32 protein-coding genes and 1 tRNA gene are annotated in these 25,423 nt (G+C 68.2%); 20 read left to right on the top strand and 13 right to left on the bottom strand.

Annotated features, from left to right (window positions below):
• Nucleotides 1-114: 114 nt before the first annotated feature.
• Together ITJ49_RS17890 and ITJ49_RS13340 are read left to right on the top strand one after the other, a co-directional pair.
• Complete coding sequence (locus ITJ49_RS17890) at nt 115-240, top strand: hypothetical protein (RefSeq protein ID WP_255521757.1); 126 nt, start codon at nt 115-117, stop codon at nt 238-240.
• A gap of 79 nt (nt 241-319) precedes the next feature.
• Nucleotides 320-505: a hypothetical protein gene (locus ITJ49_RS13340; protein WP_194606086.1), complete on the top strand. Its 186-nt coding sequence runs from the start codon at nt 320-322 to the stop codon at nt 503-505.
• A gap of 220 nt (nt 506-725) precedes the next feature.
• Here the strand turns inward: ITJ49_RS13340 and ITJ49_RS13335 are convergent, their stop codons facing one another.
• The 7 genes from ITJ49_RS13335 to ITJ49_RS13305 all read right to left on the bottom strand — a co-directional run bounded on the left by ITJ49_RS13335 (nt 726) and on the right by ITJ49_RS13305 (nt 5,277).
• Nucleotides 726-944: a hypothetical protein gene (locus tag ITJ49_RS13335; protein WP_194606084.1), complete on the bottom strand. Its 219-nt coding sequence runs from the start codon at nt 942-944 to the stop codon at nt 726-728.
• A gap of 173 nt (nt 945-1,117) precedes the next feature.
• Entirely contained in the window at nt 1,118-2,488 is a 1,371-nt protein-coding gene (locus ITJ49_RS13330) for a cutinase family protein (RefSeq protein WP_194606082.1), read from the bottom strand.
• Nucleotides 2,485-2,844, bottom strand: coding sequence for a hypothetical protein (locus ITJ49_RS13325; RefSeq protein WP_228514481.1), 360 nt, complete (start codon nt 2,842-2,844; stop codon nt 2,485-2,487). Before ITJ49_RS13325 ends, ITJ49_RS13330 begins: the two co-directional genes overlap by 4 nt.
• Before the next feature lie 160 nt (nt 2,845-3,004).
• Nucleotides 3,005-3,075, bottom strand: a tRNA-Gly gene (locus tag ITJ49_RS13320).
• A gap of 184 nt (nt 3,076-3,259) precedes the next feature.
• Nucleotides 3,260-3,676, bottom strand: a complete 417-nt coding sequence (locus ITJ49_RS13315) for a hypothetical protein (protein ID WP_194606078.1) — start codon at nt 3,674-3,676, stop codon at nt 3,260-3,262.
• A gap of 87 nt (nt 3,677-3,763) precedes the next feature.
• A complete protein-coding gene (locus tag ITJ49_RS13310) occupies nt 3,764-4,342 on the bottom strand; it encodes a hypothetical protein (protein WP_194606076.1) in 579 nt (192 codons plus the stop codon).
• A gap of 92 nt (nt 4,343-4,434) precedes the next feature.
• A complete protein-coding gene (locus tag ITJ49_RS13305) occupies nt 4,435-5,277 on the bottom strand; it encodes a hypothetical protein (protein ID WP_194606074.1) in 843 nt (280 codons plus the stop codon).
• Nucleotides 5,278-5,913: 636 nt separating this feature from the next.
• Between ITJ49_RS13305 and ITJ49_RS13300 the strand changes: the two genes are divergently transcribed.
• The 5 genes from ITJ49_RS13300 (at nt 5,914) to ITJ49_RS13280 (ending at nt 10,240) form a co-directional block, all read left to right on the top strand.
• Nucleotides 5,914-6,456 (top strand): NADPH-dependent FMN reductase, encoded by a 543-nt coding sequence (locus tag ITJ49_RS13300; protein WP_194606072.1) that lies wholly within the window; start codon nt 5,914-5,916, stop codon nt 6,454-6,456.
• On the top strand, nt 6,453-6,980 hold the full coding sequence (locus tag ITJ49_RS13295; protein WP_194606070.1) for a flavin reductase family protein: 528 nt from the start codon (nt 6,453-6,455) through the stop codon (nt 6,978-6,980). Before ITJ49_RS13300 ends, ITJ49_RS13295 begins: the two co-directional genes overlap by 4 nt.
• Before the next feature lie 257 nt (nt 6,981-7,237).
• Nucleotides 7,238-8,614: a sensor histidine kinase gene (locus tag ITJ49_RS13290; protein WP_194606068.1), complete on the top strand. Its 1,377-nt coding sequence runs from the start codon at nt 7,238-7,240 to the stop codon at nt 8,612-8,614.
• Nucleotides 8,611-9,255 carry a response regulator transcription factor gene (locus tag ITJ49_RS13285; RefSeq protein WP_228514480.1) on the top strand — a complete coding sequence of 215 codons (645 nt, stop codon included), beginning with the start codon at nt 8,611-8,613 and terminating at the stop codon, nt 9,253-9,255. The genes ITJ49_RS13290 and ITJ49_RS13285 overlap by 4 nt, the downstream gene beginning before the upstream one ends.
• Before the next feature lie 115 nt (nt 9,256-9,370).
• Complete coding sequence (locus ITJ49_RS13280) at nt 9,371-10,240, top strand: hypothetical protein (protein WP_194606066.1); 870 nt, start codon at nt 9,371-9,373, stop codon at nt 10,238-10,240.
• A 227-nt stretch (nt 10,241-10,467) separates the two neighbouring features.
• Here ITJ49_RS13280 and ITJ49_RS13275 read toward each other — a convergent pair whose 3' ends face one another.
• Genes ITJ49_RS13275 through ITJ49_RS13265 form a run of 3 tightly spaced genes read right to left on the bottom strand, consistent with a single transcriptional unit; the run spans nt 10,468 to nt 11,992 of the window.
• Nucleotides 10,468-10,812 carry a hypothetical protein gene (locus ITJ49_RS13275; protein ID WP_194606064.1) on the bottom strand — a complete coding sequence of 115 codons (345 nt, stop codon included), beginning with the start codon at nt 10,810-10,812 and terminating at the stop codon, nt 10,468-10,470.
• Nucleotides 10,809-11,372, bottom strand: coding sequence for a hypothetical protein (locus ITJ49_RS13270; RefSeq protein ID WP_194606062.1), 564 nt, complete (start codon nt 11,370-11,372; stop codon nt 10,809-10,811). Before ITJ49_RS13270 ends, ITJ49_RS13275 begins: the two co-directional genes overlap by 4 nt.
• Nucleotides 11,369-11,992, bottom strand: a complete 624-nt coding sequence (locus tag ITJ49_RS13265) for an RNA polymerase sigma factor (RefSeq protein WP_370544518.1) — start codon at nt 11,990-11,992, stop codon at nt 11,369-11,371. The genes ITJ49_RS13270 and ITJ49_RS13265 overlap by 4 nt, the downstream gene beginning before the upstream one ends.
• 139 nt (nt 11,993-12,131) lie before the next feature.
• Here ITJ49_RS13265 and ITJ49_RS13260 point away from each other — a divergent pair, with 139 nt between their 5' ends.
• Genes ITJ49_RS13260 through ITJ49_RS13240 form a run of 5 tightly spaced genes read left to right on the top strand, consistent with a single transcriptional unit; the run spans nt 12,132 to nt 14,503 of the window.
• Nucleotides 12,132-12,623: an Asp23/Gls24 family envelope stress response protein gene (locus tag ITJ49_RS13260; protein ID WP_194606058.1), complete on the top strand. Its 492-nt coding sequence runs from the start codon at nt 12,132-12,134 to the stop codon at nt 12,621-12,623.
• Nucleotides 12,620-12,808: a DUF2273 domain-containing protein gene (locus ITJ49_RS13255; protein WP_194606056.1), complete on the top strand. Its 189-nt coding sequence runs from the start codon at nt 12,620-12,622 to the stop codon at nt 12,806-12,808. Before ITJ49_RS13260 ends, ITJ49_RS13255 begins: the two co-directional genes overlap by 4 nt.
• Nucleotides 12,808-13,254, top strand: a complete 447-nt coding sequence (locus ITJ49_RS13250) for a hypothetical protein (RefSeq protein WP_194606054.1) — start codon at nt 12,808-12,810, stop codon at nt 13,252-13,254. Before ITJ49_RS13255 ends, ITJ49_RS13250 begins: the two co-directional genes overlap by 1 nt.
• Nucleotides 13,251-13,895 (top strand): DUF6286 domain-containing protein, encoded by a 645-nt coding sequence (locus ITJ49_RS13245; protein WP_194606052.1) that lies wholly within the window; start codon nt 13,251-13,253, stop codon nt 13,893-13,895. The genes ITJ49_RS13250 and ITJ49_RS13245 overlap by 4 nt, the downstream gene beginning before the upstream one ends.
• Nucleotides 13,892-14,503 carry a hypothetical protein gene (locus ITJ49_RS13240; protein WP_194606050.1) on the top strand — a complete coding sequence of 204 codons (612 nt, stop codon included), beginning with the start codon at nt 13,892-13,894 and terminating at the stop codon, nt 14,501-14,503. Before ITJ49_RS13245 ends, ITJ49_RS13240 begins: the two co-directional genes overlap by 4 nt.
• Nucleotides 14,504-14,682: 179 nt before the next feature.
• On the opposite strand, the gene ITJ49_RS13235 is transcribed toward ITJ49_RS13240, so the two are convergent.
• Nucleotides 14,683-15,717, bottom strand: coding sequence for an NAD(P)H-quinone oxidoreductase (locus ITJ49_RS13235; protein WP_194606048.1), 1,035 nt, complete (start codon nt 15,715-15,717; stop codon nt 14,683-14,685).
• A gap of 183 nt (nt 15,718-15,900) precedes the next feature.
• On the opposite strand from ITJ49_RS13235, the gene dcd reads away from it, so the two are divergent.
• Together dcd and ITJ49_RS13225 are read left to right on the top strand one after the other, a co-directional pair.
• Complete coding sequence (gene dcd, locus ITJ49_RS13230; protein ID WP_194606046.1) at nt 15,901-16,503, top strand: dCTP deaminase; 603 nt, start codon at nt 15,901-15,903, stop codon at nt 16,501-16,503.
• A gap of 351 nt (nt 16,504-16,854) precedes the next feature.
• A complete protein-coding gene (locus tag ITJ49_RS13225; protein WP_370544517.1) occupies nt 16,855-17,223 on the top strand; it encodes a hypothetical protein in 369 nt (122 codons plus the stop codon).
• Between the two features lie 23 nt (nt 17,224-17,246).
• On the opposite strand, the gene ITJ49_RS13220 is transcribed toward ITJ49_RS13225, so the two are convergent.
• A complete protein-coding gene (locus ITJ49_RS13220; RefSeq protein WP_233572956.1) occupies nt 17,247-17,831 on the bottom strand; it encodes an Lrp/AsnC family transcriptional regulator in 585 nt (194 codons plus the stop codon).
• 132 nt (nt 17,832-17,963) lie between these two features.
• Between ITJ49_RS13220 and ITJ49_RS13215 the strand changes: the two genes are divergently transcribed.
• From ITJ49_RS13215 to ITJ49_RS13190, 6 genes are read left to right on the top strand one after another with little or no spacing between them, the layout of a single operon-like run.
• Entirely contained in the window at nt 17,964-19,571 is a 1,608-nt protein-coding gene (locus ITJ49_RS13215; protein ID WP_370544516.1) for an ABC transporter substrate-binding protein, read from the top strand.
• Nucleotides 19,572-19,577: 6 nt separating this feature from the next.
• On the top strand, nt 19,578-20,657 hold the full coding sequence (locus ITJ49_RS13210; RefSeq protein ID WP_370544515.1) for an ABC transporter permease: 1,080 nt from the start codon (nt 19,578-19,580) through the stop codon (nt 20,655-20,657).
• On the top strand, nt 20,654-21,583 hold the full coding sequence (locus ITJ49_RS13205; protein ID WP_370544514.1) for an ABC transporter permease: 930 nt from the start codon (nt 20,654-20,656) through the stop codon (nt 21,581-21,583). The genes ITJ49_RS13210 and ITJ49_RS13205 overlap by 4 nt, the downstream gene beginning before the upstream one ends.
• A complete protein-coding gene (locus ITJ49_RS13200; protein WP_194606045.1) occupies nt 21,580-22,452 on the top strand; it encodes an ABC transporter ATP-binding protein in 873 nt (290 codons plus the stop codon). The genes ITJ49_RS13205 and ITJ49_RS13200 overlap by 4 nt, the downstream gene beginning before the upstream one ends.
• Complete coding sequence (locus ITJ49_RS13195; protein WP_194606043.1) at nt 22,442-23,341, top strand: ABC transporter ATP-binding protein; 900 nt, start codon at nt 22,442-22,444, stop codon at nt 23,339-23,341. Before ITJ49_RS13200 ends, ITJ49_RS13195 begins: the two co-directional genes overlap by 11 nt.
• Nucleotides 23,338-24,807, top strand: coding sequence for an aminopeptidase P family protein (locus ITJ49_RS13190; RefSeq protein WP_370544513.1), 1,470 nt, complete (start codon nt 23,338-23,340; stop codon nt 24,805-24,807). The genes ITJ49_RS13195 and ITJ49_RS13190 overlap by 4 nt, the downstream gene beginning before the upstream one ends.
• Before the next feature lie 32 nt (nt 24,808-24,839).
• On the opposite strand, the gene idi is transcribed toward ITJ49_RS13190, so the two are convergent.
• Nucleotides 24,840-25,409 (bottom strand): isopentenyl-diphosphate Delta-isomerase, encoded by a 570-nt coding sequence (idi, locus tag ITJ49_RS13185; RefSeq protein ID WP_194606041.1) that lies wholly within the window; start codon nt 25,407-25,409, stop codon nt 24,840-24,842.
• Nucleotides 25,410-25,423 lie beyond the last annotated feature (14 nt).

Below are 25,423 nucleotides of genomic sequence, written 5' to 3'. Positions count from 1 at the left end.
GGAGTTCAAGGGTCAGGTCAGGCAGCGGCGAAGATTCTGCGCCGGCCGACTCCCTCCCACCCTCTCGCCGTCCCGCCGGCACCCGGCACGTTCGGGGTGTGGCAGGTGCGCCGCGTGCGTGACGCGCCGCTCGGCTACGTCCTCAGTCGCACCGAGCACGGCGTCGTGGTCTATCACTTCTACGCCTACGGCCGGATGATGCCGGCGGCGGCCCGTGGCTCCGCCGCACGGACAGCCTGAATAGCGCCGTCGCGTGGATGATCCAGCACGAGGACGAGCTGTCAGCCCTCAGCAGCTCCCTGCATCCCGAGCCTGACAAGTGGCCGGTATGAGCGCGGGTAACGTCGACGTCGTGACCTGGTTCGTGCGACACCGCCCCAAGGGCGACACCACCGCCGAGGCGGCCGTCATCGAGGTACAGGCGGTAACCCTGGCCGCCGCGATCGAGAAAGTGCGCCCAACTCTCCCTGAGGGCCACGTCGTGACCTCCGTCGGGCCCTACTGATCTCTCCCGCCGTTTAGCGTGAGCCTCACCGTTCTGCCCCCAGGACGGTAGGGAGCCGCCAGTGACCCCCCTCATCCGGCGGCTTGTAGCCCCCGACTCGTAGCCCCCGGGCTCGTCGGGGGCTTCTCTCTGCCCGGGACCGCGCTCGAGGCGGGTTTTCCACAGCAGGCCGGCGGGGCCGGCAGGTGGAGTGGAGCCGCACGCGTGCGTCCGCTAAGACTCAGTAGCTTTGGGCAATTCCCGTGGCAATAGCGCATCCAATACCCACCACGATTACGGCGCCCGTCGCGATAAGCGGTATTCGCAGAAGCCATTTCCCTTTGACCGCGTAGATCGTAGCAATGATGACGGATGCAACTGCCGTGCCCCAGATCGCAAACTGCATGATCACCGGGACAGCGTTCTCGACGCTGTAGTTGCAGCGATCGGGATCTGTCACGACTGGACACCCTGCGACGCCCATCCCGCTGACGTTGACAAGCCAACCAACTAGTAGCGAAACGAGGACTTGAGCCACCAGCAGCCCGAGAAGGGGCAGAAGCTTGTGGCGGGTGGCGTCCGTGTCTCTGACGCCGGTAGATCGTGAACGTGTGTCCATTGCTTGGCTGGCCTTTACTTGGTCACGAACTGCTTGAGGAAGGGAACAACGTGACCAACCGTCGTCCTGTTCCCGTAGCTGTTGTGCACATCAAGCGACTGACCGTTCTGGCAGTACTTGTCATTCTTGTAGCAGAAAGACTTGACCGCATTAACATCTGATACGCCGTACACGTTGTTCCGCGTTATGCCGTCGAGGGCTTTGTTGGCACGATACTGCCAAAAAACACCGTTGTTAGGTCCATTTCCAGCCGCATCAATGAGTTCATTTGCGCGGTAGGTCGGATTGCCGAAGAGCACCGCCCCGTTGAAATTGGCCTTCGCGGTCTTGTTGAGAAGGCTGTAGTACCTCAGCGCGCGCGAGATCACGTCGGCTCCTTGTGAATGCCCAACCAGCCAAATTTTGGAATTTGGGCAGGTGTTGGCGACGTCATTCATTGCACCCCGCAAGTTGCTACCGCCGGTGTCCGCGCTAATGCTGTAAGCGGGGCCCACAATGGTAGCTGGGTAATGCAAGGCCTCCGTTGAGACACTGAGACCCTTGATGTTGGCCAGGCCGCCGAGGTCATTGAGGATCACGTCGCCGTAGCCACCGGTCCCAAATTTATAGACATTGTCCGACTGCTTCACCAGCTTGCCTGCGGGGGCATTGCTCCCTCGCACATCGATGATGACGACAGCTGTACAGGAGGGTTTTTGCCCGATTCCTCCGCGGCTGGCCGAGGCTGATGTTTTGGCCGACGTGGAGCTGGAGCTTGAGCTTGAGGTGGAATCCGGGGTAGTAGTCAGCGAAGGGTCCGCAGTTGCGATGAAAGACCAAATCGGGCTCGTCGCCGAAACCTGCGTTCCGTCATAGTTATCCGGCCCTTCCGCGCTTACCCTCCAGAAATAGGTCGAGCCCGTGGCGAGGAGCCCCTCAGGGAGCACGTAGCTATCAAGTGCCCAAGAAGAGGTAGCAATCGGGTTCGACATGTCTGCGTTTGCAGAGACCTGGTACTGGAGAAGACTCCCAGCTGTGAGCAGTGCTCCGTCAGTGACGACGGACAGCTCGGGCTGGTCGGCGTCCGTGTTGTCTCCGTCTGCGATGTTCGGCACGAAGTTGAAGTTTTGCCAAAGTCCAGAACCGAAATCGAAGGTTGAATTGCGCGAAGGCCCAAGATCGTCGCCGAAAACCCGAGTGGCGATTGAATGTGCGCCGGCGCCAGCGTCAAGAGAAACAGAGACTGCCGTCGAGCTGGAAGTGCTCAATGGGGTGATGGTCTCGGCGGCACCGTCGACGCTGATGCTGACCTGGCCTGCACCCGACATGCTTTTTGGGGCGGTCACCGTGCAGGTGCTCGCCGGGAGAGGCGATTTCTGCCACTGGCCGGACTGAATGCCATTCACTCGTCCAGCTCGATCACCAGCGGCGCCGGCAGGCGGCCGCCGGAGCGTTGCGCGAGACGTTCCCCGGTTTTGCAGATCGCGCGCACGAGGGAGGTCAGGATCGCGCCGGCCGATCCCACGCCGTCCTTCGACAACAGGATCAGCAGGTCCTCGGACTGCACGAACGCGTCGACGTCGAATCGGCGCACCGCCTCGGCCGACATCCATTCCAGCAGCTCGTCGTAGGCGAGTGCCCCGGCCATGCGCTGCGCGGTCGCGCAGACGCTCTGCCGCGTCTTGTCGGCCCAGTTCTCCATGCCGACGAGGGCGGTCGCTGGCCCCTTCTTGCCGTTGGCGTTCAGGATGCCGACCCCCACGTCCGCGTCTTCAGTGCTGAGCCACCGGTACACGCGCGACCGTGGCAGCCCGTAGAGAGTCGGGGCGAGGAGGAAGCGCGCGAGACTGTCGCGGCCGGGCAAGGAACCTCACGTGGTCGCGTGCCTGCTGAAAAATAGACATTGGCTGGAAGTAAAAGAGAGCGAGTGACGGGAATCGAACCCGCGCTATCAGCTTGGGAAGCTGAAGTTCTGCCATTGAACTACACTCGCGCACCGCCCCCGGGGGAGCAGCAGGCCTAGCGTAGCAAAGTCGCACCGAGAGCACGCCGAGGTGAGCGGCGGCCACGGAAGAGGGCGCCGGGTGCGGTGGCCGCGTAACTCGGAGCGGCGGCGGTTGAGATGCGGAGGGGACGCGAGTCGGATCCTGAACTGGCGTTTCTCCACGAGCATGCCGCTACGCCGCGGCCCGCGCTCTGAGCTTGTTCTTTCGCCTCGCCCACAGGACCGCGGCGGCGATCGTGAGGGCGCTGATGAGGGCGGCGATTCCTGCGAGGACTGCCTCCGTCGATGTCGGCGAACGGTCGTCGCCGCCGAAATTGATGTACGACGCGAAGACGATGAGAGCGCCGCTGATGAGGACGAAGGCGGCGGCCAGAGCGACCTCGGCTGTGTTCGGTGTCGGACGGCGGGCCGGGTGCGGATCGCCGTCGGCCATTCGCTTCCGTTCCAGCTTGCGGGACTCCTGGAAACCAGCCACGATGACCGAACCCCAAAGAATGAGCGCCGCCCCGCCGTACGTGCCGTAGTACGAGCCGATGAATCCGACGAGAACTGACGACACGACGAGGCCGACCACGTAGATCCAGGGCACGTGGCGCCAGAAGCCGACGGGGACCTTGTCGGTGGGCTCCTCTGGCCTAGGGGAACTGTAGTGGGCGACGCTTCAGCGCGCGGACAACTACATCGACAGATCTGTGCAGGCTGAGGCATCCACGCCGAGGCCGACGGTTGCCCGGATCATCTGGGTGTGGAACGTGCCGAAAGGGCCTTTCGATGTCAGCTCGAAGTCACCGGCACTCCCGGCCCTCGCGCCATCGGCCAGCGTCATGCTCGTGATGATCGTTGCGAACGAGTGCGGGGCGATTGTGGTGCCGTCGGCTGCGACCGGCGAGCTGTGAGCCACTTCCGTAGCTGGAACGCCTATTGATGCTGCCACCTCGTAGCCGTCCGTCTTTTTGTCGTCGGCTCCTCGGGCGAGCGTCACCGTCGCAGAGGCGAGCCCCTTAAGAGTCTGAGGACGGATGGCACGGATCGTCACCGGTGACCCTGAGGTGTTCTTGATGAGGAAGCTCGCCGCCATCGAGTGGAAGGTCGCGGCATCCGATTCTTGTGGCGATCCGCAGACGCCGATCTGCGGCCCCTGTATCGGTTCCGACCCCTGAGCTGGTTGCGAGGCGCTGATGGCGATGCCCGCGCCGACCGCCGCCGTGATCGCGAGTGCTGTCGACACCCCGAGTACTACCGACCCCACGTTCATGCCCAGAGCGTATCGGCTCGGCGACTCACTTTATGGCTGCGGGGTCTTCGTCAGCTTCGCAACGGGGCCCGAAGTTGACCTCTCGAGAGCCCCTAGCTCACAGTGCGAGCATCGACGTCGAAATGATCGGTCTCGCGAACCTCGAATGCCTCGAGGTCGGGATGGGTGACAATGCGCTGGATGAGGCTCTTCGAACCCCCGACGACGGTGGAGTCGAAGTCGATTTCGCTGGCAACGAGCCACTGATGGTCGTCAGGCCAGATCAAGTGCACACCCATGTCGAGGTCGTCATCGTGCTCGGCTAGGTCTCCCAGCTCCTGCAGGGTGGTGATCGACAGGTAGTACTCCCGGTAGGGCAACTCCAGATAGGGAACCTCGGAGGGTTGGCGCAGATTTCCTGAGCGGAGCTGCGACCACGCTTCCTCAGCCAGGCGCTCCATCAGTGCCCGCATTTCGGCGTCGGTCGGTGCCACTCGGGGCTCTGCTCCGTTCGGCCCGGACGAGGATGCGAACGCGGCCACCGTGCCTGTGCCGGCCTCGAGGCCGGATGCGTTCCAGACGCCGATTGTGATGTCATCTGGGGTCGTCGTCGCCCCCTCCAGAACGGAGGCGAGGTGGCGCAGCAGATGGGGTTCGAGGAGACCCTCCTGGCCAGGGGAGAGGAGGAGGCCACCGACCTCGACCTGGCCGTCGTGGCGCCCGATCGTGTTCCAGTCGACGAGGGGATGCATGCCGACTCCACGGCGCCGGGCGGCCTCGGCCCACGTCCAGTTGTGGTGAACGTACTCTCCATCGACTTCACCGGACGCACTCGCGGGATGAAGGATGCGCGCGTAGGCCTCCCATCCGGTCCCCGCTACGGTGGCAGAGCCGCCGTCGAAGGGAACTCGCTCTCGAAGCCACGCGCCCCGGTCGATGTCATCCGTCCACTTCACCGGCTCAGTCTGAGGCACGCCGACCTTTAGCTGCCACAAGTCGCTCGGTCGCACATTGTCGTGGGGGAGGTGATGGTCGTTCAGCTGCACGCCTCCCGCCCTCCCGAGCGATGAGTGTCCGCGATCTGCTGATGCCGGGCCGCGGACACCAGCAGGTCGGGGACAGTCACCGCTCACGGCGGGCCACCGCCGAGGAGAAACCGACTGCAAGGGCGGGCCCGGGCCGAGCGGCGGGGGTGGCGCCGCGCGACTTCCGGTACGTGCTCACGCTGGCGCCGGATCCTCGGCCCCTCCGCCAATTTGAGAGTGATCATGGCCAGAAGCCGGGCGGATCCGCGTCGAGTCGTTGGTTTTGCTCTCAAATTGGCGCCAGCGCGATCGCCGATGCAACGGGCCGTGAAGCCTCGAGCCGAGCGGCGGCCGCGGAAGAGGGTGCCGGGTGTGGTGGCCGAATCACTCGGAGCGGCGGCGGTTTGGGGCTCAACGGGACGCGAGTCGGGTGCTGAACGGGGCTTTTGTCGGAACGCACGCGGCGGAATGGTGCAGCGCGCTGGCGTAATCGACGCTTAATTCGGAGGGCACGCGACAGAAACGCAGCGGGCGAAGACTGGGCGCAGCCAACCTCGAGGAGAGCGCATGATCGTCACCGTTGTCGCCGGTAATCCCAAGCCGGCTTCTCGCACGCTCGATGCCGCACGGCACGTGGCCGAATCGCTGACCGGCCGAGCGCCCGACCGCGTGGTCGACGTCGTGACGCTGGGGCCCTCGCTGCTCGGCTGGGGCGACGAGACCGTGAAGGCCGCCGTCGAAACCGTCTCGGGCAGCGACCTCGTGGTCGTCGCGTCTCCGACGTACAAGGCGAGCTACACGGGGGTGTTGAAGTGCTTCCTCGACCAGTTCGCCGGAGCGACCGGGCTCGCGGGCGTCACGGTGGTGCCGCTGATGCTCGGGGCGGGGCCGGCGCATGCGTTGGCTCCGGAGTTGCTGCTCAAGCCGATCCTCGTCGAGTTGGGGGCAACCGCACCGACGCAGGGGCTGTATCTGAACGAGAACACGTACGCGGACGCAGGATCCTACGAGAAGTGGCTCGAACAATGGCGCGACATCGTCGTGGCTACGGCGTCGCTGAGCACGCACGAACAGAGCTCACGCGAGCAGACCCTGGCGGTGACGGCATGACCCTCGCCGAGTTCACTCCCGCCCTGCTCACCGGAGTGGAGGATCCCGACGCCGCCCTCGCGATCAAGTCCGCCTTTGGCGCCTTCCCGTCCGGAGTGGCGGCGCTCGCGGCCGAGATCGACGGCGTCAAGGTCGGCATGGTGTCGTCGTCGTTCAGCGTCGGAGTCTCGTTCGATCCGCCCATGGTCATGTTCTCGGTGCAGAATTCGTCGACCACCTGGCCGGTGCTGAAGCAGGCCGAGCGGATCGGCATCTCGATCCTCGCCTCAGCCCACGACGAGGCCTGCTACCAGCTGTCGAGCCGCACCCGCGACCGCTTCGCCGGGCTCGATCTGCACCAGCCCGAGTCGGGGGCGATCTTCGTGCACGACGCCGCGGTGTGGCTCGAATGCGTGATCCGCAGCGAGGTTCCGGCGGGGGATCACCATGTCGTCGTGCTCGAGGTGACGGCCGTGCGAGTCGGCGAAGGGCAGGATCCTCTGATCTATCACGGCACGCGTTTCCGTCACCTGACTGCTGTGTAGCTGGGGCCTCCCGTCTGCGCCCCCGGGGCGGTGAGTGTCCACGATCTGCTGATGCCCGGCCTCGAACATCAGCAGATCGTGGACACTCGCCACTCACCACGCGCCGCCACCCGCCGCGATGCGCCACCACCTCGGTAGCCTGAACCCATGGGGCGAACATGACGGAGTGGGTGACGCTCGCCGAGCCCGCGCCGACCGCCCGCGCCAGGCCAAGACGCCGTGACAAGCCAAGCCGCCGCGCCAAGCCAGGCCGCCGCATGAGGCCGAGCCGCCGCGCCAAGCCAAGCCGCCGCACGACCCCCGCCGCCACCGACGCCCCGCTCCGCCGCCGCCCCATCCTGCTCGGCGCCGTCGCGGTTGCCGTGCTGATCGTCGTCGCCGTCGCGCTCGCCGGGATCGTCGCCGCTCGCCACCTCGCTGAGGCGGAGGCCATCGCCGATGCCTCCTCGACCACGAACCTGCTCGCCGAGAGCGTCGTGCAGCCCGCTCTCTCCGACGACCTGACCGGAACCGGACAGGCCGCCGCCCGGGCCCGCGACGAGCTCGACACCGTCGTCGAGAAGTACCTCGCCACCGACTCGATCGTGCGAGTCAAGGTGTGGACCGCAGACGGGCGAATCGTCTACAGCGATGAATCGCGGCTCGTCGGCGAGACCTTCACCCTGGCCGAAGACGATCAGGAGGGCCTCGAGAGCAAGATCGTCCGCGCCGATGTCACCGATCTCGACGAGCCCGAGAACCGTTACGAACGCGGACGCGGCAAACTGCTCGAGGCATACCGCCAGGTCGCCCTGCCCGACGGCACGCCGCTGCTCTTCGAGGTCTACTTCAGCTACGACCGGGTGCTCGCGCGCAGCGGCCAGCTCTGGTTCGGCTTCGCGGGGATCACGGTCGGCAGCATCCTCCTCTTGACTCTGCTGCTGCTCCCGCTCGTCGCCTGGCTGCTGGCGCGGCTCCGCAAGGCCGAGGTGCAGCGCACCGCCCTGCTCGAACGCGCCCTCGATGCGTCTTCCGCCGAACGCCGTCGCATCGCCGGAGCCCTCCACGACGGCGTGGTGCAAGACCTCGCCGGAACAGCTCTTGGCCTGGCCGGTACCTCCCGGCGCGCAGCGGCCACCGGTGACACCGCGCAGTCCGAGACCCTCGACCTCGCCGCCGCGACCGTGCGCAACTCGATCAGCTCGCTCCGGACCCTGCTGGTCGACATCTACCCGCCGAACCTCGCGACAGCGGGCCTCGGTGCTGCCCTCGGCGACCTCGCGGCCACCGCTCGCGGACGCGGACTCACCGTCACCATCGACATCCCCGACCAGCCGAGCCTCACCGAAGACGATCAGCGGCTCGTCTTCCGCATCACGCACGAGTGCCTCTCGAACGTCATCGCTCACGCGGAGGCGACGACCGTCAGGATCCGACTGCTCCAGCACGCAGACGAGGCGACCCTCGAGATCAGCGACGACGGGCGGGGCTTCGACGCCGAGCACATTCTGCGGCACCCGGCCGACGGGCACTTCGGGCTCCGCGTCCTGGCAGACGTCGCCGCAGCGGCGGGCGCCGGGCTGCGCCTCAGCACGTCGCCCGGAGCGGGGACCCGCTGGATCCTTCGCATTCCCCTCCAAGGGCGAGACCGATGACGGCCGAGCCGACCACGAACGCGAAGGATCCGATGACCCGCGTTCTCATCGTCGACGACCACCCGCTCGTGCGTGCGGGTCTTGCGGGGTTGCTGGCCGCGGCCCATGATCTCGAGGTGGTCGCCGAGGCCTCCGGAGGCGAGCTGGCGCTGCAGCTCGCCGACTCGCACGAGCTCGACGTCGTGCTGATGGACCTCTCGATGCCGGGCATGGGCGGAGTCGAGGCCACCCGGCGGCTCTGCGCGGCGCACCCCGGCGTGCGCGTGGTCGTGCTCACGTCGCTGCACGACCCCGAGAAGGTCACGCAGGCGCTTCGAGCGGGGGCCACGGGCTTCCTGCTCAAAGACAGCGAGCCGGATGCGGTGCTGGCCGCCGTGCGCGGTGCGGCTCGCGGAGAGGTGCCGATCGACCCGCGGGTAGCGCAGGCGCTCCTGCCGAAGCCGAGCGTGGCGCTCAGCGCTCGCGAGGAACAGGTGCTGCGCCGGATCATGGCCGGCCTGTCGAACAAGCAGATCGGCTCCGAGCTCGGAATCGCCGAACGGACGGTCAAGGTGCACGTTGGCAACCTGTTCCGGCGGATCGGCGTGGCCGACCGCACGAGCGCCGCCATGTGGGCGCGCGACCACCTCGCCGACGGGTGACGAGGGGGTACTAGTACCAAGGTCCGATGGTGGGCGTTTTCGTCTCTCAGCAGACTGGGGGCATCACCTGGCCGGCATTCCAGCCAGCATCTCGGTCACCACGGAAGGAACCCCGATGTCCCCTCGCACTCGCACCTTTACTCGCACTCGACTTCTCACCGCCACCCTGACGGCTCTCGCCCTCACCGCCGGTGGCCTCGCGCTCGCCGGCCCCGCCATCGCCTCCGGCAAGACCAGCGCGGGCGGCGACTACGCGGTAACCGTCAACGGCACCACCTACAACCCCGCCGCCGGCAAGAGCACCAAGCTCGACGGCGTCACGCCGAAAGGCCGCATCGCCGTGCGGGGCGTCAACAACAGCTTCGACATCGACGTGTCGACCCTCGGCGTCTACGACTACACGCTGACCGGTGCGCCCGACACGCAGCGCATGGTCACGAAGCCCACCGTCATCTTCGCCTCGAAGGTGCCGACGCTGACCGCCGCGCAGCTCGCCGGAGCCACGATCACCAAGCTCGAGCTGAAAGACGACACCCTCGTCGTGCTGTTCGGCACCACGGCCGGCAAGTTCAAGATCCAGGCGAAAGACGGCGCCCAGGGCGGCATCTTCCAGATGGAGTCGGAGTTCGCCGGCCCCGTCGAGTTCGTGCACACTCTCGCCCCCGGCATCTTCTACTTCGTCAACCAGTACACCGGCAAGGTCAACTTCGGTGACGGAGTCGACGCCGTGACGAGCGGCGCAGGATCCCACCAGATGCTGCTCGGCAAAGACAGCCCCCAGGTCGCGACGAAAACGTTCCAGAGCGGCACCGTCACGAAGTGGCTCGTCACCTCGGGCGGACGCCTCGGCGGAGTGCTCGGCGAAGACGCCATCGAGCTGAGCGCCGGAGCCACGAACTGCACCAGCCAGTGCCAGGCGCAGAACCAGATTCGCGGATCGCTGCCGGTGCCGCCGAACCCGACCAACCCGACGCCGATCGGCTGACTAGCCGCTGCGTCGCTGAGTCACTACTGAGACGCCCCCGTGCTGGATCCTCGGATCCGGTGCGGGGGTTTCTGCCGTTCCGCTCGCCAATTTGAGAGCGATCGGGGCGGCGCGCCGGGCTGATCCGCGTCGGGTCGCGGCTTTCGCTCTCAAATTTGCAGGCCAGCCCAGGGCAAGGCGGCGGCCGGGGCCGGGCGGCCGGGGCCCGGGCGGCGAGCGCAGCCCGCTCAGCCCAGCGACACCACCCGCACGTCGACCACGGCCGGTGGGAACCCGCTCGCGGCGGCAGCGGTGCGAGCGGCAGCAGCCACCGCCCGGGCAACAGCGGGGCCGACCTGGCCGGGCGCGAGGGCGACGTCGAACTCGATGCGGGTGGATTCGTCGGTCACGTGCACGTCGATGGGCGACACCGAGCCGTCGGAGCCCGAGCCCGAGACGACCGCGACGCCCTCGCGCACGATGCGCGACAGCTGGCCGATGCCGGGGCGGGCGTAAACGCCGGCGACACCCGGAGTCGCCCGAGCGAGGGCGAGGATCGCGTCGGCGAGACTGCGAGACACGTCGACGCTCATTGCGAGGCCTCGCTTTCGAGCAGGTGCACGTCGCCGATCACGATGTCGACCGTCTCGACCACGAGCTCTTGCGCGGTCAGCCGATCGGCTACCGCCTGCCTCACCTCGTCGGCCATGGCGGGCACGAACTCGCCGCGGAGCGCGCTGATCGTCACCTCGACGTGCAGTGGCGCGCCCAGCTCGGTGACCGAACCGTCGATCGAGCACGAGATGACGACGGCCCCGGGTACCGAGTCGCCGGCCTCGCGGATGAGGCCGCGCACCGCGCCCTCGGTCACATGGAGGGTCTCGAACGCGTCGCTCGCGAGCAGAGGGATGTCTCGCCCGGAGCGGGCCTCGCGGCGCACGCGGTCCATCACCCCGGAGAACCAGCTCGGGTCGGGCTCCGGTTCGGCTGCGGCCTCGTCAGAGATGAGGCGCCCGGAGAGCGAGCGGAGCCGCTGCAGTACGGCCAACTGCCCGGCGTTCTCGGGGACGTCTTCGATCTCGGGGTCGTAGGGGAACCGGCCCGAATCCAGGTAGTCGGACAGCCGCTCGAGCGTCACGGTCTGCTCGCTCATCGCCACGCCTCCATCTCTCGGGTCAGGGTTTCTCGGGCGCGGGCGAGCTGACCGCGGGCTGCTGTGGTGGTGATGCCGAGGTGCTCGGCGATCTCGCCGTACGACTCACCGCCGACTTCGCGCAGGATCCAGCTCTGCCTCTGCAGAGCCGGAAGCCGATCGAGCGCCGCGCGCAGGCCCGACATGGCGTCGCCCGTGACGGCGAGACGAGCAGGATCCGCGGACTCGCTCACCGGCAACCGGTTCGAGACCGTCTCGTCGTCGATGTCATCCACCGGCTTCCGCGCGCGCATCAGATCGAAGGCCTTGCGCGACACGATGCGCATCATCCAGCCGCGCACCGCGTCGGGGGTGGTCAGCGTCGGCAGCTCGCGCCATATAGCGATCGACGCCTCTTGGACGGCATCGGAGGCATCGGCCCGCGACCCGGTGAGGCGGACTGCGTAAGCGGTCATCAGCGAGAGGTGGCGGCGGAGGAGCACCTCGAAGGCTCGTGAATCGCCATCGGCGGCCCTGCGAGCGAGAAGCCCGTCGGAGGCAGCATCGAGGCCGGCACCGGCCTGGGGGGCGAGCTGCCGCTCGGGCGGGTGCGGGGCCTCAGACGATGCGGCGACCTTCACCCGTTCAGCAAACACCATGCCGACGACAAACGGGGCCCCTAAAACTTTTTCGACGAATTCCGTGACGTTTCTGGAGCGGGTACCGTCTCACTCCTGAGCGGCGATTTCGTCGCCCTCTCACGCATCGAAGGAGCATCACATGGCCGACACCAAGCCCACCGTTCCCACCCCGACTTCGACCAGCCGCGTCGACAAGGTCGCGACCCCGGTCACCACCACGTCGAGTGCTGTCACCGCTTCCGCCGCGACCGGTAAGACCGTCATCGCCGACAGCGTGATCTCGAAGGTCGCCGGCATCGCAGCCCGCGAGGTTCCCGGCGTTTACGCCCTCGGTGGCGGTGCCGCTCGTGCGTTCGGTGCGATCCGCGACGTGATCGGCTCGACCGACCTGTCGCAGGGTGTGCGCGTCGAGGTCGGCGAGACCCAGGTCGCCGCCGACGTCACCATCGTCGTCGAGTACCCGGTGCCGATGAACTCCGTCGCCGAGCAGGTCCGTGTCGCGGTCGCCCAGGCGATCACCGAGCTCGTCGGCATGGAGGTCGCCGAGATCAACGTCGCAATCAACGACGTGCACATCCCCGGTGACGACGACGACAACGACGACCAGCCCGCCGAGAGCCGCGTCTCGTGACCGCCACCACCACCGGTATCGCGATCGGCGCCGTGCTCGGTGTCGTCGCGGTGGCGTTCGGCTTCTGGGCCTTGCTTCTCGTCGCCGTGTTTATCGCTATCGGCGCCCTCGTTGGCCGGATCGCCTCCGGCAAGCTCGACGCCTCGAGTCTCCTCGATGTGTTGCGCGGACGGCGCTCGTCCTGATGGGTCCCCACACCGCCGCGACCGGCGACGCAGCCGGCGCGGCCTCCAGCGAGTGGTCGTCGGATCCTGATTCCCCGACGGCCACTCTTAGCCGTGACGTGCCGGGTGCGAGCCCGGTCATCCCCGGCCACGTGAGCATCGCTCCACGCGCTCTTCAGCGCGTGGGCAGCGCAATCGTCGCAGACGAGCTGCGTGTCTCGCACCACGACGTGCGGGTCGACGCGCACGACGACGAGGGCCGGCTGGCCCTCCGCGTCGCGACCCCGCTGTCGATCCCACGGCTCGACGCCGCGACCGAGGCTCCCGTCGGCGGAGTGATCGGCACCGTGCGGTCGCTCCAAGAGACCGTCACCCGTCGCGTCAACGAGATCGCCGGTCGCGCCGTGTCGCGCGTCGACGTGACGATCACCGGCAGCCAGCTCGAAAAGAAAGAGGAGCTGCGATGACCACCGCACCCACCAGGGATCCCTCGGCCCGCTCCCAGTCGAAGCCGACGTCTGCTGTGGCGCGAGTTCCTTCGGGGGTGACCCGGCGGATCCTGCGTCGCGAGACCCACTCGTCGCGCTCCGGGGCCACCGTCGTGATGCTGATCGTGCTGATCCTCGTGGTCGGGTACGTCGGCGTCGAGGCCGTGTACGCGGCGCTCGGCCAACCGCCCCTGCTGTTCTCGCCCGTCGACGCCGTCGCCACTCTGCTGTCGGCCGCGACCGCACAGCCCGTGCTCGTCATCGCGGCCGGTATCGCCGCGGCCATCCTCGGCCTCGTGCTCGTCGTGATCGGGCTCACCCCGGGCCGCCGCGGTAGGCACACGATCGACGACGACCGCGTCGCCGTGGTCGTCGACGACCAGGTGATTGCCGCTTCTCTCGCCCGCAACGCGCGGCTCGCCGGCGGTCTCGCTCCCGGCCAGGTCGCCGCGTGGGTCGCTCGCTCGAGCGCCCGCATCACGATCACCCCGGCGTCGGGCTCCACCGCCGACACCGACGCCGTGCTGCGCGCCGCCAACGACGAGCTCGGTCGCATCGCATACCGCCCGCCCGTGACCGCCGATGCACGCGTCACCCCGAACGGAAGGCTCGGCGCATGACCACCACGAATCGCTTTGCGAACCGCCTCTTCTTGATCGTGCTCGGCGTCATCTCGCTCGCCGTCGGGCTCTTCGTCGCCGCGACGGCGCTGCCCGGAGCGCCGCTCCTGCGCGACTGGCTGACCACTGCCCGCGACGCCCAGTCGACTGCGCTCTCGAACACCCGGGCCGGCGGCAACGAGCCGTTCGACGGCAGCTACCTTCCGTGGCTGCTTGCCGTGCTCTGCCTGCTGATCGTCATCATCGCTCTGGTTGCCATCGTGACTCGAGGTCGCGGACGCACCGACCGGGTGATCGACCTCGACGAGAACGCCGGACGCGTGATCGTGTCGTCGAGCTTCGCCGAGACCGCTCTGGTCGATGCGCTGTCCTCTCGCCGTGACGTCGCCTCGGTCTCGGTCGTGGCGTACGAACTGAAGGGTGCGCCCGCACTCAAGATCCGCCTGCGGCTCACCGCCGGATCGGCCCCGACCGACGCCGTGCAAGCGGCCTCCGGTGCGGTGCGCGGCCTCGACCGCGTGCTCGGCGGAGAAGCGGAGATCCCGGTGCTGGTCGAGGTCGTCGGTGCATCGCCGGTGCGGCCCGGGGCTGACTCGCGCGTTCGCTGACGCCCCGCCGTCGCCTGCCGTCGGCTAAACACCCCGAATCGGCACAGGCCCGGAGAATCGGCACAGACCCGCAGAGTCGGCCTAAACATTCGCCCTAGGGCAGGTGTTGAGGCCGATCTTGCGGGTCTGAGCCGTCTCCGCGGGTCTGCGCCGAGCGGTCAGACGCCAGCTCGGCCCAGCTACACCTTCAGCAGCAGCTTGCCGATGTGCCCGCCGGCGTCCATCCTCCGGTGGGCGTCGGCGGCCTCGTCGAGCGGGAACACCTCGTCGATGATCGGCTTCACCATGCCGCGCTCGACCAGCGGCCACACATCGCGGCGCACTCCGGCCACGATGTCGGCCTTCTCCTCGATTGGCCGGGCGCGCAGGGTGGTCGCCCAGATGCGTCCGCGCTTCTGCATAAGCGCCCCCAGCTGGAACGACGACGCCTCACCGCTCTGGTTGGCGATCACCATGATCCGGCCGTTCATCGCGAGCGCGTCGATGTTGCGCGCCAGGTAGTCGCCGCCGACGAGGTCGAGGATCACGTCGACGCCACGGCCGTCCGTGAGCTGCTTCGCCGCTTCGACGAAGTCGGTCGAGCGGTAGTTGACTCCCGCGGCGCCGAGGTTGTTCATGAAGGTGACCTTGGCGTCGGATCCTGCGGTCGCGATGGTCTTCGACCCCAGCGCCGTCGCGAGCTGGATCGCGAAGGTGCCGATGCCGCTGGTTCCGCCGTGCACGAGGAGCGTCTCACCCGGCTGCAGGCCCGCGTGCCAGAACACGTTCGACCAGACTGTCGCGGCGACCTCGGGGAGGCCGGCGGCTTCGACGAGGTCGACTCCGGCGGGGACGGGAAGCACGAGGCGCGCATCGACCGCGACGAGTTCGGCGTAGCCGCCGCCCGCGAGTAGAGCGCAGACCTGGTCGCCGACCTTCCACCCGGGGGTGCCGGTGCCGGTGCCTGTGTCGTCGCCATCGCCGGAGTCGCTGGCGCTGGCCGTCTCGATCGCCGGGCCGATGGCCTCGATCGTGCCCGAGACCTCGAGCCCCGGCCACTCGGGGGCTCCGGGAGGCGGCGGGTAGTTGCCCTGGCGCTGGCCGACGTCGGCACGGTTGATGCCGGCGGCCGCGACGCGGATGAGGAGTTCGCCGGGGCCTGCCACGGGGTCGGGGGCGGTTGCGGTGACGAGGGCCTCGGGCCCTCCCGGCTGGGAAATCAGGACTAAGCGCATCCTTCGATCCTGCACCCTGGGGTTTCCGGCGGGCTGGACGCTTATGGCCTGAGTTGCCGACGCGGGGTGGGAGCGGGATCGAGGGGAGAGCGGCGTCGGGGCTGGAGCGGGGTCGGGCCGGATCCTTGTGGCCTGAGTTGTCGACGCGGGCTGCGGCGGGCCCCGGTTCAGTAGGCTGACCGCGTGCTGCTCTCCGACCGCGACATCAAGGCCGAACTCGAACTCGGACGAATCGGGCTCGACCCCCACGACCCCAGTCTCATTCAGCCGTCGAGCATCGATGTGCGCCTCGACCGCTTCTTCCGGCTGTTCGACAACCACAAATACCCGTTCATCGACCCGGCCGACGATCAGCCCGAGCTGACGCATCTCGTCGAGTCGAAGCCCGACGAGCCGTTCATTCTGCACCCGGGCGAGTTCGTGCTCGGCTCGACCTACGAGCGGGTCAGCCTGCCCGACGACATCGCGGCGCGCCTCGAGGGTAAATCGTCGCTCGGCCGGCTCGGCCTGCTGACGCACTCGACCGCCGGGTTCATCGACCCCGGATTCTCGGGCCACGTCACCCTCGAGCTCTCGAACGTCGCGACGCTGCCGATCAAACTGTGGCCCGGCATGAAGATCGGGCAGCTCTGCTACTTCCGGCTGTCGTCGCCGGCTGAGAACCCCTACGGCTCGTCGGTCTACGGGTCGCGCTACCAGGGGCAGCGGGGCCCGACGGCGTCGCGGTCGTTCCAGAACTTCAGCGCGACCGACACCGGCGCCGAGCCGTCGTCTGCTCGCGACTAGCTGCCGCCTCTGCTGCTGCCCTGCCGAATTTGAAGGAGAAACTCGCGATCCGGCAAAAGTGAGGCGGATCCGCGCGGCGTGTCGCGAGGATCTCCTTCAAATTTGCAAAGGCAGTGCCCGGGGCCCAGGATCCGGCGCCCCCGCCTGCAAAAGTGAGAGCAAAACGCGCGACCCGACGCAGATCGGCCCGGCCCGTAGCCGCGATCACTCTCACATTTGCAAGGGAAGCGGGTTGTGCCCGATCGGCGTCGACAGGCGCGCATTCGTCCAATCGGAGCGGCGGCGGCGCCCGGATCCTGGACGTTCTGCACTCGACTGGAACGGGAGCGGCCCGGCACCCATACTCGTGTCGTGACCGTCCAGCCAGCACTTGCTCCCAGCCTCGATTCCCGCCGATTCGTGATGGAGTCGTCGACCAACAGCCCTGTCGACCCCGATTCGCCCTCGCGCTTCCGCTACTTCGAGAAGGACGGCGTGATCTGGGGCGACTACGACGGAGACACCGTCACCTTTGGACGATTTGTCGGCACGAGGGTCGGTGACGACCTATCCGTCTCGTTCGTGCATGTGCTCGTCGAAGACGGCTCGGTCGTCGCGGGCACGGGCGGCAGCGAGGTCGTGGCCGGACCGGACGGCGTGCGCCTCGTGGAGCGCTTCGAGATCGACGGCGTCGACCACGTGAGCGTGTGCGTCGAAGAGCCGGCGCAGGACGAGAGCTAGAAGAACGGGCTACGTCGACAGCCTCAGCGAACCGAGTCGCGCCCGTTTCCGGCGGTCGTGAACCGTGTCATGCCGAGCCGGTTCGACGAGCCAGAGCGGTCGGGAATGTCGGTCGGCAGTAGGTACGACTTGCTCACCACCTCGTCGAGGATGACCACGCTCACCACCGATTTCACCTCGGGCCGCGCGGCCACGACGCCGGTCACGAAGTCGTGCACCCCGCCGATATCCAGGGATCGCACGAGCAGCATGGCGTCGTGCTCGCCGGTCGTGATGCAGCAGTATTCGACGTCGGGCATCTGCAGAATGCCCTCGCGGAACCGGTGCCAGCTCTGCGGGTGCACCGTCACGAACACGAGTGCGCAGACGTCGAGGCCGACCATGCCGGGGTCGATCTGGGCGGTGAAGCCGGTGATCACGCCGGTCGCGGTCATCCGCTCGACGCGGTTGTAGACGCTGGCTCGCGACACGTTAACGGTCTCGGCGAGCGAGGCCATCGAGATGCGTCCGTTCTCGCGGAGCACGCCGAGGATCCGAAGATCCACCTCATCGAGACCGGTCGCCCTTTGTCCAGGGGCCGGGCGGTTGTCTTGCTCGGTGTTCGACACTTGGTACTCCCATCGGGGGCTGAGTCGCAATTTATCCACAGATCAGGGCCTGAGGTGAAGAGGTGCTCGGAATCGTGCCACAGTTTCTCCACACCGTCCAAGGTGACCCCCCTTTCCCCCCAGGAGGAACACGTGGCTTTTTCCACGCGAAACAGCTCCACCACCACGAAGCACACGGCGAAGCGAGTCGCGATCGGTGCAGCAGCCCTCGCCCTCACCCTCGTCGTCGCCGGCTGCTCGTCCGGCAAGGCCTCGAGCACCGACGGCGCGTCGAAGACGCTGACCATCGACAAGGCGTTCGACCTCAAGACGGCCGACCCTGGCCGCATGTACGAGCCGACGGGCCAACTGGTCGACAAGGCCCTCTACGAGACTCTCCTCACCTTCAAGGGCGGCGACGTCTCGAAGGTCGTCGACGGCGTTGCAAGCCTCGACGAGTCGTCCGACGCGAAGATGTTCACCCTGACCCTGAACGGCACGCACACCTTCTCCGATGGCACCGAGATGACGGCCGACGACGTCGTGTTCTCGCTTCAGCGCGTCATCGGCCTCAAGGGCAACCCGTCGTTCCTCCTGGCCGGCGTCACCGTCGCGAAGAAAGACGCGAAGACCGTCGTCTTGACCACGAAGACCGCCACCCCGGCTCTCCCGTCGATCCTCGCCAACCCGGCGCTCGGCATCCTCAACTCCAAGGTCGTCAAGGCCAACGGTGGGGCAACCGACTCGGGTGACACCGCCGAGAAATACCTCAACGCCCACTCCGCCGGCTCCGGCCCGTACGTGCTCGACTCGCTGAACCTGTCGTCGAAGGTCGTTCTGACGGCCAACAAGAAGTACGACGGCGAGCAGCCCGGATACGGCCGCGTCGTGATCCAGAACGTCGAGGGCGCCACCCAGAAGATTAACGTGCAGGGTGGCAGCGCCGACGTGGCCCTCGATCTGTCGGGTACGCAGGCGGCGGGGCTCGGATCCTCGGTCGACGTCACCAGCGACCCGTCGGCCAACGTGATCTTCCTGCTGCTCAACCAGAGCTCTAAGGTGTCGAAGATCACCAGCAACCCCGACTTCGTCAAGGCCGTCAAAGAGGCCATCGACTACGACGACCTCGTCTCGATCGCCGGCACCGGCACCGCTCAGGCGGCCGGCGTCGTGCCGAGCATGTTCCTTGGTGCTCTCGGTGAGGGTGATGCCCTCAAGCAAGATCTGGCCGCGTCGAAGTCCGACCTCGCCAAGAGCGGCTACAACGGCGAGAAGATCACGCTGAACTTCCCCAGCGACATCACGCTCAACGGCATCGAGTTCCCGACGATCGCCCAGCGCCTGCAGTCGCAGTTCAAGACCGCCGGCATCACGGTCGATCTCGCTCCGGCTCCGGTCGCGACCGAGCTCGACGCCTACCGCAACGGCACCGAGACCGTCGGCCTCTGGTACTGGGGCCCCGACTACCCCGACCCGAGCGACTACCTCGTCTTCACCCCGGGCAACGTCGTCGGTCTGCGTGCCGGCTGGGCCGCGGGTGCCGACCCGGCGATCTCGAAGCTCGCCGATGCGGCAGCGGTCGGCGGCTCGAACGACGAGCGTCAGACGCGGTTCGAAGACCTGCAGAAGGCACTCAACGACGACGGCCCGTTCATCCCGCTGTTGCAGCCGGGCAACAACATCGCGGCCGCGTCCGACGTCACCGGCGTCGTTTACAACGCCGTCTGGACCATCGATATCGCGGCCCTCCGCAGCAAGTAGTCGACTGTGACAACCAGCACCGTCACCCGACCCCCGCGCGCACGCTCCGTGTCGCGCGGGGGTCACCCCTTCGCCCGGTACGCCCTGCGTCGCGTGATCACCTCGCTGCTGCTGGTGGTCGGTGTCACCCTGGTGACGTTCATCCTGACGAACCTCGTGCCGGGTGACCCGGTCGCGGCGGCGCTCGGTCAGCGGGCCGCAGAAGACCCCGCGATCGTCGCTCAGTTCCGGTCGGAGTACGGCCTCGACAAGCCGCTTGTGGTGCAGTACTTCACCTACCTCGGCAACCTCCTTCACGGCGACCTCGGCACGTCCACCACCACGCACAACGCGGTGACGTCCGACCTCTCCTCGGCACTTCCCGCGACGCTCGAGATCGCGATCGGCGCCATCGTGCTCAGCGTGATCATAGGCGTCGTGCTCGGCACGATCGCGGCCTACCGCCGCGGCAAGGCATCCGACCACGTGCTCCGCGTCGTCTCGCTCGCGGGCCTCAGCGTGCCGACCTTCTGGCTGGCGCTGGTGCTCTACTACGTCTTCTACTTCAAGTTGCACATCGCGCCCGGTTCGGGTCGACTGAGCAGCGACTTCAACGCCCCGCCGACGATCACCGGCCTCTACACGGTCGACGCGCTGCTCGCCGGTCAGCTCGACACGTTCCTCGACGCGGCCGCGCACCTCTTCTTGCCTGTGCTCGTGCTGACGCTGTACACGGTCGGCCTGCTCACCCGGTTCGTCCGCACGGCCGTGCTCGAGATCCTCGACCAGGACTACGTGCGGGCCGCCCGTGCCAAGGGCCTGCCGACCCGCACGGTGATCTGGAGCTACGTGCTCCGCGGCGCGAGCATCCCCATCCTCACCGTCGTCGGCCTCGCCTTCGGCAGCCTGCTGAGCGGCACCGTGCTGGTCGAATCGATCTTCGCCTGGCCAGGCATCGGCAGCTATGCGTACCAGGCCGCGTCGCACCTCGACCTCCCCGGCGTCATGGGCGTCGGCCTCCTGATCGGAGTGATGTACCTGCTGGTGAACCTCGTCGTCGACCTTCTCTACGGAGTCATCGACCCGCGCGTCAGGCTGGCGTCGTGAGCCGGCCCACGCTCGACCGGGCGTCCTCGAAAGCTGCCGCGTCGGATCCCGCGCTCGATCTTCCGGGCCGCTGGCGTCGCCCGCGACTGCGGCTCGGCCGCTGGTCGGCCCCGCTCGGCATCGCCGGCGCGCTAGTGGCCCTGCTGTGGATCGTCATCGCGATCCTCGCCCCGGTGATCCAGCCGCACGATACCCTCGCGCAAGACCTGCCGATCCTCCAGGCGCCCGGCCAGGGTACGTTCCTCGGCACCGACGCGCTCGGTCGCGACGTGTTCTCGCGGCTGCTGTCGGGTGCTCGCGTCACGATCCCGCTGGCTCTCCTGCTGGTCGTGATGAGCGTGCTGATCGGCGCGATCCTCGGGGCGGTCGCCGGCTTCTTCGGCCGCTGGGTCGACGAGCTGATCATGCGCGTCACCGACCTCGTGATGGCGTTCCCGACGGTGATCCTCGCGATGGTGATTGCGGCAGCCCTCGGCGCCTCGCTGCTCAACGCGGTGCTCGCGGCGCTGATCGTGTCGTGGCCGTCGTACGCGCGGCTGACCCGCGGCCTCGTGCTCGGGCTCCGCACCTCGAACTACGTCGTGTCGGGGCAGCTGCTCGGCTTCAGCCCGCTGCGGTCGCTCTGGCGCGACATCGCCCCGAACATCGTCGGGCCGATCCTGGTGCTCGCGAGTCTCGACATCGGCACGGCCATCCTGCTGCTGTCCGGGCTGTCGTTCCTCGGGCTCGGGGCCAAGCCGCCGACGCCGGAGTGGGGCTCGATGGTCTCCGACGCCGTCCAGAACTTCGACTCGTGGTGGCTCGGCGTGTTCCCGGGCCTGGCGATCCTCACGATCGTGGTCGCGTTCAACTTCGTCGGCGACGCCCTCCGTGACGCCCTCGACCCGAAGTCGCGCACGCTGCGCGGAGGAGGCCCGACCCTGTGACCGACTCGCTCACCATCACCGATCTGCGCATCGACCTCCGCACACCCGACGGCCCCCGGCCGATCGTCGGCGGCATCGATCTCGCGCTCGAACGCGGTCGCATCCACGGCCTGGCCGGCGAATCAGGATCCGGCAAGACCATGACGGCCTTGGCCGTCCTTGGCCTGCTCCCCGACACCATGACGGCCACCGGCTCGATCCTCCTGTCGACCCCCGTCTCGGCGGGCGGCGACTCTGTCGAGCTCGTGGGCGCGTCGCGCCAGGTGCTCGGCGCCATCCGCGGCCGTCGCGTGGCGATGGTGTTCCAGGATCCCTCGACCAGCCTCCACCCGCAGCTCACCGTCGGGCGCCAGCTCACCGATCACCTGCGGCACCACCTGAAGCTGAGCAAGGCGGCAGCGCAGGAGCAGGCGCACGGGCTGCTCGATCGTGTGCGGGTGCCGGATCCTGCGGGCGCTCTCGCGAAGTACCCCCACCAGTTCTCGGGCGGCCAGAGGCAGCGGATCGCCATCGCCGTCGCGCTGGCGTGCGGCCCCGACGTGCTGCTGGCCGACGAGCCGACCACCGCGCTCGACGTGACCGTGCAGGCCGGCGTGCTGCACCTGCTGCGCGAGCTCGTCGACGAGGGCGGGCTCAGCGTGCTGCTCGTCACGCACGATCTCGGCGTGATGAGTGCCGTCGCCGACGTGGTGACGGTCATGCGCCAGGGCGTCGTGGTCGAGTCGGCGCCGCGCGAGCAGCTGTTCACCGCGCCGCAGCACGACTACACGCGCTCGTTGCTGGCGGCCCTGCCCGGGTCGACGCTCGAAGAGACCCCCGACGAGCTCGTCGACGATCTGCTCGCAGAAGGCGGACACCATGACTCCTGAGCCACGCACCGGCGGCATCGGCACCAGCCGCCCTGGCAGCACCGCGGGTCCCGTTCTGACAGCGACCGACGTCGCCGTCGAGTATCGCCGCCCCGCCCTTCGCGCCGTCGACGGGGTGTCGCTCTCCATCGCCCCCGGCGAGGTCGTCGCGCTCGTCGGCGAGAGCGGGTGCGGCAAGTCGAGCCTCGCCCGCGCGGTGGTTGGCATCGAGAAGCGGGCCGGCGGCTCCGTGTTGCTCGGCGACGCCGAGGTGCCCGTGCTCGGGTTGCGACGCCGAAGCACCGAGATGACCGGCGTGCAGATGGTCTTCCAAGATCCGAACTCGTCGCTGAACCCCCGCCGCCCGGTGGGGGAGCAGATCGGCGACGGAGTGCGGGCCGCTGTCGCCCGCGGTGATGAGCCGTCCGATCCCGCGGAGTGGCTCTCTCGCGTCGGCCTCGACCCGGCCATGGTCGGCCGCTATCCGCACGAGTTCTCGGGCGGGCAGAAGCAGCGCATCGCCATCGCCCGGGCGCTCGCCGCGAGGCCGCGCCTGCTGGTCGCCGACGAGCCGATCTCGGCCCTCGATGCCTCGACCCAGACCAGTGTGGCGGCCCTGATGCGCACGCTCAGCGTCGAGGCCGGTGCCGGCATGCTCTTCATCTCGCACGACCTCTCGGTGGTCAGGCGCATCGCCGATCGCACGCTCGTGATGTACCGCGGGCGCATCGTCGAGTCGGGCCACACCGAGACGATCTGGCAGAACCCGGTGCACCCGTACACGCGTGCTTTGCTGGCGGCGATCCCGGTGCCCGACGGCTCGGGCCGGCTGCCGCTTGCCCCGGCCGAGGGCGATCGCGTCGACTGGACCGCGGCCCTGCCCGCCGCTCTCGAAAGGACCCCCGCGTGACGACCGTCGACGCTCACCCGTCCGCTCTCTGGCGCATGCCGCGGGCGCAGAACCGCGCTCCGCTCCCCGGCAACGGCGCGTTCATGCTGGCGGGCTGGGGCGATGCCGCTCCGGTGCTCACGGCCGACGACCCGGTCGTCTCGTACACGGCCGAGCGTCGCGCCCGGCTCGCCGAGGCGCTGCCGGCCGAGCTGCTCGTGATCCCGACCGGCGAGATCCGCACCCGGTCGAACGACACCTCGTTCGGATTCCGCCCCGGCACCGACCACCTCTGGCTGACCGGCAACCGCTCGGCCTCGAGCGTGCTGCTGGTCGACACGACCGGTGGCGAGGCCGGCGCCGTGCTGTACCTGCACGCTCCGTCCGGTCGCGAGACCGACGAGTTCTGGCGCAACGACGCGATCGGCGACCTGTGGGTCGGGCCGCGCCCGTCGCTCCGCGAGACCCAGGACGCCCTCGGCATCGAGTGCCGCTCCCTCGACGACTTCGAGGCCGACCTCGCGAGTGCGGCTCGCCGGGCCAAGCGGGTCCGCGTGCTGCCGACCCTCGACGACCGGGTCGACGAGCTCGTCAAGTCGATCTGCGGGCCCGACTTCGAGCCGCACCTGCTGCTCAAGAGCACCCTCGACGAGCTCCGTCTGATCAAGAACGACTGGGAGATCGGGCAGCTCCAGGCCGCGGTCGACGCCACCGTGCTCGGTTTCGACGACTGCGCTCGAGAGTGGTCGGCGGCTCGCGCCTCCGGTCGTGGCGAGCGCTACCTCGAGGGCACCTTCACCCGTCGTGCGCGCCTCGACGGCGAAGGCCCCGCTTACGGATCGATCGTAGGATCCGGGGCGCACGCCACCACGCTGCACTGGACGTCCAATTCGGGGCCGCTCCGCGATGGCGACCTCGTGCTGATGGACATGGGCGTCGAACTCGAGTCCCTCTACTCAGCCGACGTCTCTCGCACCCTTCCGGTCACTGGCGAGTTCACGAGCCTGCAGCGCGACGTCTACTCGATCGTGCTGCGCGCCCAGCAGGCCGGTATCGACACACTCCGGGCCGGAGTCGCGTTCCAGGCCTACCAGGATGCCTGTGCGCGCTCACTGAGCGAGGGCCTCATCGATCTCGGACTCCTGACGTGCTCGGTCGACGAGGCGATGGATCCTTCTGCCCTGTATCAGCGCCGCTGGAGCATCTCGCGATCCGGCCACATGCTCGGCATGGACATCCACGACTGCAACCACGCGCCGCAGGCCTCGTACCTCACCGGCATGCTGTCGGCCGGCAATGCGCTCACGGTCGAGCCCGGGCTGTACTTCCAGCAGAACGACCTGACGGTGCCGGCCGAGCTGCGGGGCATGGGCATCCGGATCGAAGATGACCTCATCGTGACCGAGACCTCGTCGATCAACCTGTCGGCGGCGCTGCCCCGCGAGCCCGGCGAGGTCGAGGCCTGGATGGCCGAGCGCGCTCGGTAGCTCGGCCGCGCCCCGCCGACGCGAGACCGCAGCTAGCTGGGCCAGGCCTCGAGCTGCCACCCGAGCCACGGGCTCCAGGCGAAGGGGGCGCCAGCCACCGAGGCGCGCAGGTCGGCGGGAGACACCCAGGCCCACTCGGCGACCTCGTCGGGCGACGGCTGCGGCGAACCGACGGCGACGGCCGTGAACACCGGGCAGATCTCGTTTTCGACGACACCCGACGCGTCGACCGCGCGGTAGCGGAAGTCAGGCAGGATCGGCGTGATCTCGGCGACCTCCATGCCCAGCTCCTGGAACGCCCGCCGCTGGACGGCCTCGGCCGGGGTCTCGCCCGGTGCCGGGTGGCCGCAGAACGAGTTGGTCCAGACGCCGGGCCAGGTGGCTTTCGTCAGTGCGCGACGGGTGACGAGAATGTCTCCGGCGTCGTTCGCGACGTGGCAGGAGAAGGCCAGGTGGAGCGGCGTCTCGGTGGTGTGCACGTCGCGCTTGGGGTACACCCCCGAGGGATTTCCCCCCTCATCGAGCAATACCACGAGCTCGTCGTGGAGAACGGTGTCGGCAGCGGTCGACTGCTGGGGAAGTGCCTGGGGTTCGGGATTCATCTCGCGGTAGTCTG

This window comes from Frondihabitans sp. VKM Ac-2883, from assembly GCF_015350875.1.
Lineage (GTDB): Bacteria > Actinomycetota > Actinomycetes > Actinomycetales > Microbacteriaceae > Frondihabitans.
This window is presented reverse-complemented; position numbering and strand designations above follow the sequence as displayed.